Source organism: Microvirga sp. BSC39 (assembly GCF_000739015.1).
In the GTDB taxonomy this organism is placed as follows: domain Bacteria; phylum Pseudomonadota; class Alphaproteobacteria; order Rhizobiales; family Beijerinckiaceae; genus Microvirga.
On sequence record NZ_JPUG01000073.1, the window covers coordinates 1 to 13,041 of the forward strand.

Annotated in this window: 12 protein-coding genes and 1 rRNA gene; 9 read left to right on the forward strand and 4 right to left on the reverse strand. The window is 64.8% G+C overall.

What is annotated here, in order from left to right:
* Nucleotides 1-847 (reverse strand): 16S ribosomal RNA (locus MA07_RS19490); the annotation flags it as partial.
* 608 nt (nucleotides 848-1,455) lie between these two features.
* On the opposite strand from MA07_RS19490, the gene MA07_RS19495 reads away from it, so the two are divergent.
* The gene (locus tag MA07_RS19495) at nucleotides 1,456-3,489 is read left to right on the forward strand and encodes a M23 family metallopeptidase (protein ID WP_036355122.1); all 2,034 of its coding nucleotides are present in this window, start codon (nucleotides 1,456-1,458) and stop codon (nucleotides 3,487-3,489) included.
* A gap of 6 nt (nucleotides 3,490-3,495) precedes the next feature.
* On the forward strand, nucleotides 3,496-4,413 hold the full coding sequence (locus MA07_RS19500) for an AEC family transporter (protein ID WP_036355125.1): 918 nt from the start codon (nucleotides 3,496-3,498) through the stop codon (nucleotides 4,411-4,413).
* 3 nt (nucleotides 4,414-4,416) lie between these two features.
* On the opposite strand, the gene gluQRS is transcribed toward MA07_RS19500, so the two are convergent.
* Nucleotides 4,417-5,289, reverse strand: a complete 873-nt coding sequence (gene gluQRS / locus MA07_RS19505; protein WP_036355128.1) for a tRNA glutamyl-Q(34) synthetase GluQRS — start codon at nucleotides 5,287-5,289, stop codon at nucleotides 4,417-4,419.
* 34 nt (nucleotides 5,290-5,323) lie between these two features.
* On the opposite strand from gluQRS, the gene MA07_RS19510 reads away from it, so the two are divergent.
* Both MA07_RS19510 and MA07_RS19515 read left to right on the forward strand, forming a co-directional pair.
* Nucleotides 5,324-5,968 carry a DNA-3-methyladenine glycosylase gene (locus tag MA07_RS19510; protein ID WP_036355131.1) on the forward strand — a complete coding sequence of 215 codons (645 nt, stop codon included), beginning with the start codon at nucleotides 5,324-5,326 and terminating at the stop codon, nucleotides 5,966-5,968.
* A gap of 58 nt (nucleotides 5,969-6,026) precedes the next feature.
* The gene (locus MA07_RS19515) at nucleotides 6,027-6,710 is read left to right on the forward strand and encodes an alpha/beta fold hydrolase (protein WP_036355135.1); all 684 of its coding nucleotides are present in this window, start codon (nucleotides 6,027-6,029) and stop codon (nucleotides 6,708-6,710) included.
* On the opposite strand, the gene MA07_RS19520 is transcribed toward MA07_RS19515, so the two are convergent.
* Both MA07_RS19520 and MA07_RS19525 read right to left on the reverse strand, forming a co-directional pair.
* A complete protein-coding gene (locus MA07_RS19520; protein ID WP_036355137.1) occupies nucleotides 6,707-7,477 on the reverse strand; it encodes an aldolase/citrate lyase family protein in 771 nt (256 codons plus the stop codon). The genes MA07_RS19515 and MA07_RS19520 overlap by 4 nt on opposite strands.
* A 61-nt stretch (nucleotides 7,478-7,538) precedes the next feature.
* Nucleotides 7,539-7,862 carry a DUF1476 domain-containing protein gene (locus MA07_RS19525; protein ID WP_036355141.1) on the reverse strand — a complete coding sequence of 108 codons (324 nt, stop codon included), beginning with the start codon at nucleotides 7,860-7,862 and terminating at the stop codon, nucleotides 7,539-7,541.
* Nucleotides 7,863-8,102: 240 nt separating this feature from the next.
* On the opposite strand from MA07_RS19525, the gene purC reads away from it, so the two are divergent.
* From purC to purL, 5 genes are all read left to right on the forward strand, one after another.
* Entirely contained in the window at nucleotides 8,103-8,909 is an 807-nt protein-coding gene (gene purC / locus MA07_RS19530) for a phosphoribosylaminoimidazolesuccinocarboxamide synthase (RefSeq protein ID WP_036355143.1), read from the forward strand.
* Between the two features lie 103 nt (nucleotides 8,910-9,012).
* Nucleotides 9,013-9,552: a hypothetical protein gene (locus tag MA07_RS19535; RefSeq protein WP_036355146.1), complete on the forward strand. Its 540-nt coding sequence runs from the start codon at nucleotides 9,013-9,015 to the stop codon at nucleotides 9,550-9,552.
* Nucleotides 9,553-9,683: 131 nt separating this feature from the next.
* Nucleotides 9,684-9,923, forward strand: coding sequence for a phosphoribosylformylglycinamidine synthase subunit PurS (gene purS, locus MA07_RS19540; RefSeq protein ID WP_036355149.1), 240 nt, complete (start codon nucleotides 9,684-9,686; stop codon nucleotides 9,921-9,923).
* A 7-nt stretch (nucleotides 9,924-9,930) separates the two neighbouring features.
* On the forward strand, nucleotides 9,931-10,629 hold the full coding sequence (gene purQ, locus MA07_RS19545) for a phosphoribosylformylglycinamidine synthase subunit PurQ (RefSeq protein ID WP_036355153.1): 699 nt from the start codon (nucleotides 9,931-9,933) through the stop codon (nucleotides 10,627-10,629).
* Nucleotides 10,630-10,816: 187 nt separating this feature from the next.
* Nucleotides 10,817-13,027 (forward strand): phosphoribosylformylglycinamidine synthase subunit PurL, encoded by a 2,211-nt coding sequence (gene purL, locus MA07_RS19550; RefSeq protein WP_036355156.1) that lies wholly within the window; start codon nucleotides 10,817-10,819, stop codon nucleotides 13,025-13,027.
* Nucleotides 13,028-13,041: the final 14 nt, after the last annotated feature.

Genomic DNA, 13,041 nt, shown 5'->3' on the forward strand with positions numbered 1-13,041 from the left:
AATCTTGCGACCGTACTCCCCAGGCGGAATGCTTAAAGCGTTAGCTGCGCCACTGAGCAGCAAGCTGCCCAACGGCTGGCATTCATCGTTTACGGCGTGGACTACCAGGGTATCTAATCCTGTTTGCTCCCCACGCTTTCGCGCCTCAGCGTCAGAACCGGACCAGTCAGCCGCCTTCGCCACTGGTGTTCTTGCGAATATCTACGAATTTCACCTCTACACTCGCAGTTCCACTAACCTCTTCCGGTCTCAAGCCATACAGTATCGAAGGCAATTCTGTGGTTGAGCCACAGGCTTTCACCCCCGACTTATAAAGCCGCCTACGCGCCCTTTACGCCCAGTGATTCCGAACAACGCTAGCCCCCTTCGTATTACCGCGGCTGCTGGCACGAAGTTAGCCGGGGCTTCTTCTGCGGGTACCGTCATTATCGTCCCCGCCGAAAGAGCTTTACAACCCTAAGGCCTTCATCACTCACGCGGCATGGCTGGATCAGGCTTGCGCCCATTGTCCAATATTCCCCACTGCTGCCTCCCGTAGGAGTTTGGGCCGTGTCTCAGTCCCAATGTGGCTGATCATCCTCTCAGACCAGCTACTGATCGTCGCCTTGGTGAGCCATTACCTCACCAACTAGCTAATCAGACGCGGGCCGATCCTTCAGCGATAAATCTTTCTGCTCTCGCACGTATCCGGTATTAGCCCAAGTTTCCCTGGGTTATTCCGAACTGAAGGGCACGTTCCCACGCGTTACTCACCCGTCTGCCACTCACCCCGAAGGATGCGTTCGACTTGCATGTGTTAAGCCTGCCGCCAGCGTTCGTTCTGAGCCAGGATCAAACTCTCAAGTTGAAGAATTTGATCTCGACTATAGTCACTACGCAAATTGACAGAGTACCTCCATACTCCAGCGTTTCCACTGAAGCGGTGTACTCACCAAAGCATAGAACTGGTCGATGTATCTTACAGCAGCTCGTAAAAGCTGCCCGCAAGGACACCGCCGCCTACGCTTCTCTTCCCCTCTCAACAATGTCAAAGAGCAAACACCTTGCGGTGCAATCGATAAAAGAGACTTCCGCAGAACAGACCTTGTTCCCGACCGAAGTCGGGCCCAACCAGCCCGGTCTCTGTGGAAGTTCTTGGCGCCAGCCACCAAGTGGCCGCCGTCGATGGGCGGTATATAGGCTGAACCCTTTTGGGCTGTCAACGGGCTTGTGAAAGTTTTTTGACAGTTCGGGAAAGCCACCGATCCGCAGGCCTGCCGCACAGGTTTTTCCAGCCCTTGCCTCACTGCGGACACAGAAAGACAGGAAGCAGAGCCGCGACGGGCCTGACTTCTTTAGGGAGTTGGCGTCCTGTACAAGCTTATCTATTGATCTGTGTGGTTGCCGTCTCTTGTGCTAGTTGACCTTCTAGCGTCTGTGACAGCAACCCACCCGCATCGACACTCGACAGGGATCATGAGCCATCTTCCCCCCGATGACAGCCATGCCAGAGGCGCCCGCAGGAATGCGCCGCATCTGTCGTCCGGCATCGATCTGGGCCATGAGCCGCCCCTGAACAGCAGCGGCAACACCGCCCCCGAGATCGACAAGTGGGAGGTCAATCTGCGCTGGCTTGGCGCCAGTGTTCTGACCGGAGTCACGGGCGCTGCCCTGATCGGTGCTTCCATCTATATCACCTTCGAGGGCGCGGCGATCTCGGCGCTGCCTCCCGAGCGCACAGCCCTCAATGGCCGCACCTCTTCAGCCAGGGATGAGGAGCGGGCGACGAACGTGGCCCGCAAGGCCGACCGGCTGAACATGACGGAGAATACGGTCTCCGCGCGCCAAAGCTTCAAGGCTCCGATGACGATCCGCAACGGCGAGCGCGAGGCCATCAAGGTTCGCCAGTTCGTGCGGGTCGCCACAAACCTGTCGCTCAGCTCCGGCACCTATGCGGCCGATATCCCGCCCTTCAATCCCCTGCGCCTGTTTGCGGAAGAGACGGAGGGACGGGTCGAGCCGGCCCCAGAGGTCGCCGATGCCGATGTCTCGGTTCTCCGGCGCGACCTTGCGCCGGTTGCCATCGAGGCGAGCGCCCCGTCGCTGACCGACAACGACGTCCTCGCAATCCTCGAAGAGGAACGCCGGGTCTTCAATGAGGCAGGCCGCCGAACTTCCGTGCCGATTCCCGCCCAGCAGATGCTGTCGAGGACGCTGCGGCCGCCGGAGGCCTTGGGCGATGCCCTCGGCTATGCACGGGTGATCGATGCACCCTTCAGCACCATCGAGGTTCGGGTTGTGCCGGAGAACGTGACCGACCTCCCGAAGATCGAACAGAAGGCCATGCCTCCTCTCATCGAGGAGCGCGACGTGGTTCTCCGCAAGGGCGAGACCCTCGAGACGGCTCTTCGCAGCTACGGGGGAACTCCGGAGCAGATCGCCGCCATCACCTCTGCCCTCTCGGCTCGGATGCGGGTGGAGGGCATGACCGAAGGCCAGCGGCTGCGCATCCTGATCGCCCCGGGGCCCCGCCTGGGAGACCCGCGGCAGATCGTGCGCGTGATCGCGTTCGGCGAGCGTGGCATCGAAGGAATTGCCGCAACCAACGACCGCGGCGTCTTCGTGTCAGTCACCCCTCCGGGGGATCCTGCGGCTCGCCGGATCGCGGACGTAGCCGGGGAGGAAGGCGAGGAGGACGCCCGCGGTGGCGTGCGCCTATACGAGAGCCTCTATGAGACGGCGCTCAAGAACGATCTTCCCCGGGAAACCGTGGACGAGCTCGTGCGCATCTTCGGCTACGACGTCGATTTCCAGCGCCGCGTCTCGCAAGGCGACTCCTTCGAGGTCTTCTTCGGCTCCGACGATGAGAACGGGGCGCCGGAGGTTCTCTACGCCTCGCTGACGGTGGGCGGGGAGCAACGCCGCGTCTACCGCTATCAGGGCGACGACGGCACCGTCGATTTCTTCGACGAGGCAGGCCGCTCCCTCAAGAAATTCCTTATCCGCAAACCCATCGCGGACGGCATCCTGCGCTCGGGCTTCGGCTCCCGCTTCCACCCGATCCTGGGCTATTCGCGACCCCATACCGGCGTCGACTGGGCCAACAGGGTCGGTACTCCCATCATCGCCGCCGGCAACGGCACCGTGCTCAAGGCGGAATGGGATTCCGGCTATGGCCGCCGGGTCGAGCTCCAGCACACCAACGGCTATGTGACCGCCTATTCGCACATGTCCAGCTTCGCCAAGGGCATTACGCCCGGCAAACGAGTGCAGCAGGGCCAAGTCATCGGTTACGTGGGCAATTCCGGCCTCTCGACGGGCCCGCACCTCCATTATGAAGTGATCATCAACGGCAGCTTCGTCGACCCGCTGAAGATCCGCCTGCCCCGCGGACGCGAGCTCGAGGGACGCGGTCTGGTGGAGTTCAAGCGTCAGCGCGAACAGGTCGACGAGCTGATGTCTCACAGCGTGGCCGCCGTCAGCCTCTCCCAGCGCGCCGAACTTCGATAAGCCCGAATGCTTGACCTGTTCGCGATTGTCCTGCCGGTCTTCGGCCTGATCGGCATCGGCTATGTCGCGCGCCAGACGGGCTTCGTCTCCGAGCGGGTCGGCGAAGGGCTGTCCGAGTTCGTCTTCACCCTCTCCCTCCCCTGCCTGATCTTCCGCACCCTGGTCCGTGCCGAGATCCCGGATGTTCAGCCCTGGGGGTACTGGATCTCGTATTTCGCCGGCGTGGCGGTGGTCTGGCTTCTGGCCACCGCCCTCGGCCGGCACTTCTTCGGCATCAAAGGCGTCGCCGGGGTCGTGGCCGGGTTCTCGGCCGGCCAGGCGAATACCGTGTTCGTCGGCATCCCGATGATCCTCAAGGCCTATGGCGACGAGGGCGCCGTGCCGCTCTTCCTTCTCATCGCCGTGCATCTTCCCGTCACCATGACCCTGGCGACGATCTTGGCCGAGGGACGGCAGGCCTCGCCCCTTCTCATTCTGCGTCGCCTCCTGACCCACCCGATCGTGGTTGGGATCCTGGCGGGATCCGCCTGCCGGCCGATTGCCGCCTATGTGCCGGCTCCCGCCTGGCAGGTGATGGACCTGCTCGCGAGCGCGGCCGTGCCCTGCGCCCTGATCTCCATGGGAATTGCGCTCCGCCGCTATGGCCTGCAAATGGGCTGGAAGCTGCCGACGCTGATCTCCTTCCTGAAACTCGTGGTGCATCCCCTGGTGGTGCTGCTGCTCGCCACGCAGGTTTTTCAGATGCCGCCGGTCTGGGCCGGGGTTGCGGTGCTCTTTGCCTCCTGCCCGTCCGGCATCAACGCCTATCTGTTTGCCGAGCGCTATGGAGAGGGCGTGGCCCTGGCCTCGAGCGCCGTGACGCTCTCGACCTTCCTGGCCCTGGGGAGCACCCTGGTCTGGCTCTACGTGCTGGGGGTTGGCTGAGTCCTAAAAACCTAGACGCTGCCGGATATCCCGGGGCGTGACGCCTGCAGCCCGGAGTTCCGCCAGAGACTGCGACTGGCGGCTCTTCGCCAGCTTGTCGCCCACGGGATCGAGCAGGAGTCCATGGTGGTAATAGAGAGGGGTCGGCAGCCCGAGCAGGACCTGCAGCAGGACGTGAAGATCGGTAGCGGCCTCGAGGTCCTGGCCGCGAACCACATGGGTGATGCCCTGGAGCGCATCGTCCACCACCACGGAGAGGTGATAGCTCGCGGGCGTATCCTTGCGGACGATCACCGCATCGCCCCAGCGCCAGGGGTTTGCCGCCACCCTCTCTTCATGGCCATCGCGGTCGAACCGGCAGTAGCCATGAGGTCCAGGCAGGAATTCCCTCAGAGCCTCCATGTCGAGCCGCCAGGCATGGGGCTCGCCGGCTGCGATGCGCTCTTCGATGTCGCCGGCCGATAGGCCTCGGCAGGTCCCGGGATAGAGCGGAGCGCCGTCCGGATCGCGGCGCCAGGATTGACCGGCCTCCGCTTCCCGGCGGGCAACCGCCTCCGCGATTTCCTTGCGGGAGCAGAAGCACGGATACACCACTCCCCTGCCCTGCAGTGTTCGAAAGGCGGCACGATAATCGTCGAAATGCTCCGACTGCCGCCGGACCGGCTCCTCCCATCGCAGCCCGAGCCAGGCGAGATCCTCATGGATCCCTTGCTCGAACTCGGGACGGCAGCGTGTGGTATCGATATCCTCGATGCGCAGAAGCAGGCGCCCGTCAAAGCGCTGGGCTAAACCGGCATTGAGCAGGGCCGAATAGGCATGGCCCAAGTGAAGCCGCCCGTTGGGGCTGGGTGCGAATCGGAAGACGGGCTTCGTCACGGGAGCCTGCGTGGGAAAGAAGGAGCGCGAAGGAATGGCCACCCTCCTCGAAACGGACCAGGTTCTCAAGAGGGGCCTCACTGCCCTTGCCAAAGTCGATCCGGTCATGGCGCGGCTGACCGCCGAGGGTGTTACGCCGCAGTTGCGCAAACGGCCGCCCGGTTTCGAGGGTCTCGCCTGGATCGTGGTGGGCCAGCAGGTCTCCACCGCGAGCGCCACGGCGATCTGGGGCCGCCTGCGGGCCATTCTCGAACCCGCGACCCCGGAGGTTTTTCTGAAGCTGTCCGACGAGGACTTGCGGGCGGCGGGCCTATCAGCCGGCAAGGTCCGGACCCTCCGGGCCGTGGCGACGGAGATCATCGAAGGGCGGCTACCCCTCGACAAGCTCCATGATGTTCCGGCCGACGAGGCTCATAGCCTCCTCACCCGGGTGAAGGGGATCGGCCCCTGGACCGCCGATGTCTATCTGCTCTTCTGTCTCGGGCATCCGGACGCCTTTCCGAGCGGAGACCTCGCCGTGCAGGAGGCAGCCCGCCTGGCCTATGGGCTGGAGACAAGGCCCGACGCCAAGACGCTTACAGTGATGGCCGAGCGCTGGCGGCCCTGGCGCGGGGTCGCCGCGAAGGTGCTCTGGGCCTATTACCGGGTGGCCAAGGCGCGGGAGGGAGCGCCGGCTTGACGGCCAGGCTTTTCCTCTCTGCAATCGATGCATTGTCCAATGATCGGGGATATGCCTCATGGTCAGCATCGACGGTCCACGCCTTGCCCCCAAATCGGGTGTGGCGAAGCAGCTCGTCGTCTTTCTTCACGGGCTGGGAGCGGACGGGAACGACCTGATCGAGCTTGGAGAACAGTGGCGCGGCTGGCTGCCGGATGCCGCTTTCGTTGCTCCCCATGCGCCCGGTCACTGCAGCAATGTGCCCATGGGCCGGGAGTGGTTCCCTCTCACCCTGACGGATCCGCGGGAGTTCTGGCGCGGCGTGACCTATGCGGGACCGGGTCTGGACGCCTTTCTGGATGAGGAACTGGTCCGCCATGACTTGCCGCCTTCGAAGCTCGCTCTTGTCGGCTTCAGCCAGGGCGCCATGATGGCGCTTCACGTCGGCCTGCGCCGCCCGACCCCTCCGGCTGCCATCGTGGGCTATTCGGGCCTTCTCGTGCTGGAGGATGGCGAAGGGCCGGAGGGCCTCATGCCCCTGGCCAGGACGGCTCCGCCCATCCTGCTGATCCACGGCGACCAGGACGACGTGGTGCCGGTGGAGATGTTCTTCTTCTCGAAGGAGGCGCTGAGTGCCGCGGAGATCCCCTGCCAGTGGCATCTGTCGGCAGGGCTCGCCCATGGGATCGATGGAGAGGGCCTCGGACAGGGAGGCCCTTTCCTTGCGCAATCCTTCGGCCTTCCCTGTCCTGCCGGAACTTAGGCGCGGGCCGCCGCCAGAGCCGCCTGGGCTCCGGCGCGAAGCATGGCCATGTCGCTGCCGATCGCGACCATATGGAAACCCTTGGCGGAGAGTTCGGCCGCCCGCGCGCCCGAGACCGCATAGATGGCCGCGATCTTGCCGGCGGCCTTCACCCGGGCAAGCGCATGGTCCAGGGCCTTGTCCACCTCGGCGCTGGTCGGGTCGACGCCTTTGCCGCCCGAGAGGGCGATCGACAGGTCGGAGGGGCCGATGAAGACTCCGTCGATCCCCGGCACCGCCAGAATATCGTCGATGATGGCAAGCGCCTCCCGGGTCTCCACCATGGCGAACGAAGCGGCAAGACCATTGGCCGTGCGAAGATATTCGCCCGGCTCAAGCCCCGTGAGGGCGAGCGCCCCGTAGGCGCCCCAGCTGCGCTCGCCCACGGGCGGAAATTTCGTGAAGGCGGCGAGGCGCCGGGCATCCTCGACCGTGTTGATCATGGGCGCGATGATGCCAGACGCACCGGCATCGAGATAGCGCGAGGCGGTTGCGAACTCTCCCACGGGAATGCGGACGATCGCCGGCTTTCCCGCTGCCGCAACCAGCGGAATGGCCTGGAGGGACGCGGCGAAATCGATGGAGCCGTGCTGGGTATCGAGCACCACGGCGTCGAAATCCTCCCGGGCCAGGGTCGCGGCGATGGACGCATCCGGCAGGCCGCACCAGGCCGTCAGAAGGGGTGTGCCGCCTTTCAGGCGCTCGGGGAACGATGGTTGGATCGGCATGGCGCCCTTTCGGCTGGTTCTTGGAGATCTTGAGGCGGGGCGGAGCAGGTGAGGAGGGCCATTACCGGCCCACCTTGACCTCCTCGATGGCCCGTCCGGTCAGCTCGTTGAGCTTGGCCTGGAGCTCGGCATCGCCCATCGTGCTGCCGGCGCCGTCGAGGTCCCGGCGCACCTTGCGCAGGACATCCGCGTCGCCAGCCTCCTCGAAATCGGCCAGAACGACGCTCTTGGCATAGGCCTCGGCCTCGTCCCCGCTCTTGCCGAGCCGCTCGGCGACCCAGAGCCCGAACAGCTTGTTGCGGCGGGCGGTCGCCTTGAAGCGCAGGTCCTCGTCATGGGCGAACTGCGTCTCGAAGGCATTCCTGCGGTCGTCGAAAGCGGTCATTCCGTTATTCTCCTTAAGCTTGAGGCCTTCATGCGATATAAGGGCGCACTCGCGCGGATGCCAGACGCTCCCCATCTTAAGATCATCGCTTTCATCGATCTGCCGACCTGCAGTTCTCCCCCGCGTTGTGCTTACCCGAGGGATCGGATAGGTTGCCCCTTCAAGCGGAGCGCCGGTAAAAAGCCGCGCTTAACGCCAGCCGCGGATCTAAAAAATGACTATCCCCAGGAGCCACGGCAAATGGATTTTCTCAAACCTCGGTACACGCCTATGAATCGTCGCCGTCGCATCTATGAGGGCAAGGCGAAGGTCCTCTATGAGGGCCCGGAACCCGGTACGCTCATCCAGCACTTCAAGGATGACGCGACCGCCTTTAATACCACCGCGAACACCAAGAAGCATGAAGTGATCGACGGCAAGGGCGTGCTCAACAACCGGATCTCGGAATACCTGTTCCAGCATCTGAACGACATCGGCATCCCGACCCACTTCATCCGCCGCCTCAACATGCGCGAGCAGCTGATTCGCGAGGTGGAGATCATTCCGCTGCAGGTCGTGGTGCGCAACGTCGCGGCGGGCTCGCTCGCCACCCGCCTCGGCATCGAGGAGGGCACCCAGCTTCCCCGCTCGATCATCGAATTCTATTACAAGAATGAGGCGCTGGGCGACCCCATGGTGTCGGAGGAGCACATCACGGCTTTCGGCTGGGCCTCGCCCCAGGAGATCGACGACATCATGGCGCTCGCCATCCGGGTCAACGACTTCCTGTCCGGCCTCTTTCTCGGCGTCGGCATCCGCCTCGTCGACTTCAAGCTGGAGACGGGCCGTCTCTGGGAGGGCGAGATGATGCGCATCGTCGTCGCCGACGAGATCTCCCCGGATTCCTGCCGTCTCTGGGACATCAAGTCCAAGGACAAGCTCGACAAGGATCGGTTCCGCCGGGACATGGGCGGGCTGGTGGAGGCCTATACGGAGGTCGCCCGCCGGCTCGGCATCCTGTCCGAGAACGACAATCCGGTCACAGGCGGCCCGCGCCTCGTCCAGTGAGCCAGGCGCCCTGCAACGATACGAAAGCCCGGTTCCATGCCGGGCTTTTTCTTTGACCAACGAGGCTATCCCGTCTCGTTGATTTTGCGCATAGACTGGCCTCATGCCCTTCCGCCTGTCGCGTTTCAGCCTCCTGATCCTTGCCCTCGGCCTGTCCCTTGGCAGTTGCGGCTATGTCCCCCGGCAGGTGGCAGGCCTCCGGGTCGATGCGTCCTGGGATGCTCTCCCCTTGCGCAAATGGCTGGCCGAGGATCGATCGGAGCCGGTCGCGCTGGCCTTCTGCGCCCCGCCCGAATGCGGTCCAGGCCTCGCCGTCAGCGTCGTGCGTCTGACGGGAAAGGACGCGGACATCACGGAAGCCGTCCTGAAGGACCCGGAACGCCTGGCCCGCGCCCTGCGCTCGCCGGCGGGCCGCGCCAAGCCGGTCAAGACCCGCATCACGGTCGAGCGCCTGACGGACGGCCGCTATCCGGGCTTTGCCATCGACCTTGCTCCGGCCGATGGCAGCAGGCGTCCAGCCTACGGGGCTGCCTTCGGCAGGCGCGAGGGCGAGGCCCTGTCGGTCGTGCTGGTGATCGGCGAAGTCCAGGATGCTGTGCGTGAAACGGCCAGGCAGGTCGCTGCCCGCGAATTGGGCTCATAAGGTTCGAGGATTGAGCATCGGATCCATCCCAAAAGTGCAGAATCACTTTCGGGTCCGATGCTCTGCCCGTTGTCTCTTGAGCCCAATGCCTTTATGGCGTGGGGCATATCTTGAAACAGCCCGAGGCCTCCATGAAAGCGCGTGTCACCGTGACCCTCAAGAACGGCGTTCTCGACCCCCAGGGCAAGGCCATCGAAGGCGCCCTCAAGTCCCTCGGCGTCGAGGGCATCGACGGCGTGCGCCAGGGCAAGGTCTTCGACATCGAGCTCGGAACCGCCGACAAGGCCCAGGCCGAATCCCAGCTCAAGGCCGCCTGCGAGAAGCTGCTGGCAAACACCGTCATCGAGAATTACCGCGTCGAAATCGCGTGAGGCCGACATGAAATCCGCCGTCATCGTCTTCCCCGGCTCCAATCGCGAAGGCGATGTGTTGCGGGCGCTCAACTCCGCCGGCTCCGACGTTCAGAAGGTCTGGCATGCCGAAACCGAGCTGCCGCAGGGCACGGATCTCGTGGTCCTTCCCGGCGGCTTCTCCTATGGCGACTATCTTCGCTGCGGCGCCATTGCGGGCCGTGCGACCGTAATGGATGCGGTGCGCACGCATGCGGCCCGCGGGGGCCTCGTGCTCGGCATCTGCAACGGCTTCCAGATCCTGTGCGAATCCGGGCTTCTCCCCGGCATCCTGATGCGCAACGCGAACCTCAAGTTCATCTGCCACCGCCAGTTCCTGCGGGTCGAGCGCAACGACACCGCCTTCACCCGGGCCTATGCCAAGGGTCAGGCCATCGATGTCTGCGTCGCCCACGGCGAGGGCAACTACACGGCCGACGAAGAGACCCTGAAGCGGCTCGAAGGCGAGGGCCTCGTGGCCTTCCGCTATGCGGACGCGCAGGGGCACGTCACCCAAGACGCCAACCGCAACGGCTCGATGAACTCCATCGCGGGCATCTATTCGACCAAGCTCAACGTGCTCGGCATGATGCCCCATCCGGAGAACCTGATCGAAGACCTCGTGGGCGGCACCGACGGGCGCGGCCTGTTCGAGAGCCTCGTGTCGAGTTTTCCGCGCGCAGCTTAACCCCTCTCCCGGGTGGGAGAGGGGCAGGGGTGAGGGCATGACGCTGCATGAGAAGGCGCGAAGGTCCTGATCCCTCCTCAAAGCGGTCCCGGTGAGTTTCATCGTTTCCGCTCACAACCCTCACCCCGCTCGCTTGACGCGAGCGACCCTCTCCCGCTCGGGAGAGGGTGAAAGAAGCGAGACCCCGATGATCCGCAACGACGTCGCCATCACCCCGGAGCTGGTCAAGGAGCACGGGCTGAAGCCCGATGAGTACGAGCGCTTCGTGACCCTGATCGGCCGCGAGCCGACCATCACCGAGCTCGGCATCGTGTCGGCCATGTGGAACGAGCACTGCTCGTACAAGTCCTCCCGCATCCATCTGCGCGGCCTGCCGACGAAGGCACCGTGGGTGATCCAGGGTCCGGGCGAGAACGCAGGCGTGATCGATATCGGCGACGGGCTCGCCTGCATCTTCAAGATGGAGAGCCACAACCACCCGTCCTTCATCGAGCCCTATCAGGGCGCGGCGACGGGCGTGGGCGGAATCCTGCGCGACGTGTTCACCATGGGGGCGCGGCCCATTGCGGCGTTGAACTTCCTCCGCTTCGGCGAGCCGGATCACCCGAAGACGCCGCACCTCGTCTCCGGCGTGGTGGCCGGCATCGGCGGCTACGGCAATTCCTTCGGCGTGCCCACCGTCGGCGGCTCCGTGGGCTTCGACAAGCGCTATAACGGCAACATCCTGGTCAACGCCATGGCGGTGGGCCTCGCCCGCACGGACGAGATCTGGTACGCGAAGGCCACTGGGGTCGGGAACCCGATCGTCTATCTCGGATCCAAGACGGGCCGCGACGGCATCCACGGCGCCACCATGGCGTCGGCCGAGTTCGACGACGCGTCCGAGGAGAAGCGCCCCACCGTGCAGGTGGGCGACCCCTTCGCCGAGAAGCTACTGCTGGAAGCCTGCCTCGAGCTCATGAAGTCGGGCGCCGTCATCGCGATCCAGGACATGGGCGCGGCGGGGCTCACCAGCTCGGCCGTCGAGATGGGCGCCAAGGGCAATCTCGGCATCGAGCTCGATCTCGACAAGGTGCCCTGCCGCGAGGAGGGCATGACGGCCTACGAGATGATGCTGTCGGAAAGCCAGGAGCGCATGCTCATGGTCCTGAAGCCCGGCATGGAGCAGGAGGCCGAGGCCATCTTCCACAAATGGGGCCTGGACTTCGCGGTGATCGGCAAGACCACTGATACGCTCCGCTTCGTGATCAAGCACCAGGGTGAGGTGAAGGCCGATTTGCCGATCAAGGAACTCGGCGACGAAGCCCCGCTCTATGACCGCCCGTGGGTGGAAAGCCCCAGGCAGCCGGTGATCGCGCCCGACAGCGTGAAGGCCCCCATGTCCGAGGCTGAGGCGCTCCTGAAGCTCGTGGGCTCGCCGGACCAGTGCTCCAAGCGCTGGGTGTGGGAGCAGTACGACCACCTGATCCTCGGCAACACGGTGCAGACGCCCGGCGGCGACGCGGCAATCGTGCGCGTCGAGGACGGGCCGAAGGGCCTGGCGCTCACCACCGACGTGACGCCGCGCTATTGCGAGGCCGACCCGTTCGAGGGCGGCAAGCAGGCGGTGGCGGAAGCCTGGCGCAACATCACGGCGGTCGGCGGGCTGCCGCTGGCGATCACCGACAACCTGAACTTCGCGAGCCCCGAGCGGCCCGAATCCATGGGCCAGTTCGTCGGCTGCCTGCGGGGCATCGGCGAGGCCTGTAAGGCGCTCGACTTCCCTGTCGTGTCCGGCAACGTCTCGCTCTACAACGAGACCAACGGCCAGGGCATCCTGCCGACGCCTGCCATCGGCGGCGTCGGCCTCCTCGACGACGTGACGGTGAACGCCTCCCTGGCCTTCAGGCGCGAGGGCGAGGCGATCATCCTCATCGGCGCGACGGCAGGATGGCTGGGCCAGTCGATCTATCTGCGCGACGTCTGCGGCCGGGAGGAAGGCGCTCCGCCGCCGGTGGATCTGGCGCAGGAGAAGCGCAACGGCGACTTCGTGCGCCAGCTCATCCGCTCCGGCCAGGCGAAGACCGTGCATGACGTCTCGGACGGCGGCATCGCTTTGGCGCTGGCCGAAATGGCCATGGCGGGCGGCGTGGGCGCCGAGATCACGGCTTTCCCCGAGGGCCTGCCCCTCCACGCCTTCCTGTTCGGCGAGGACCAGGCCCGCTACCTCATCGCGGTCGACGAGGACGTGGCGGCCGACATCCTCTACGAGGCGGGTGCCATCGGCCTTCCGGCCGTGACCTTGGGCCTGACCGGGGGCGATGCGTTGATTCTGCCCGGCCAGCAGGCCATATCCGTGAAGCAATTGAAGGCGGCCCACGAAGCCTGGCTGCCGAACTACATGACCGGCAAATCGTGACCGGAAGGTCCTAA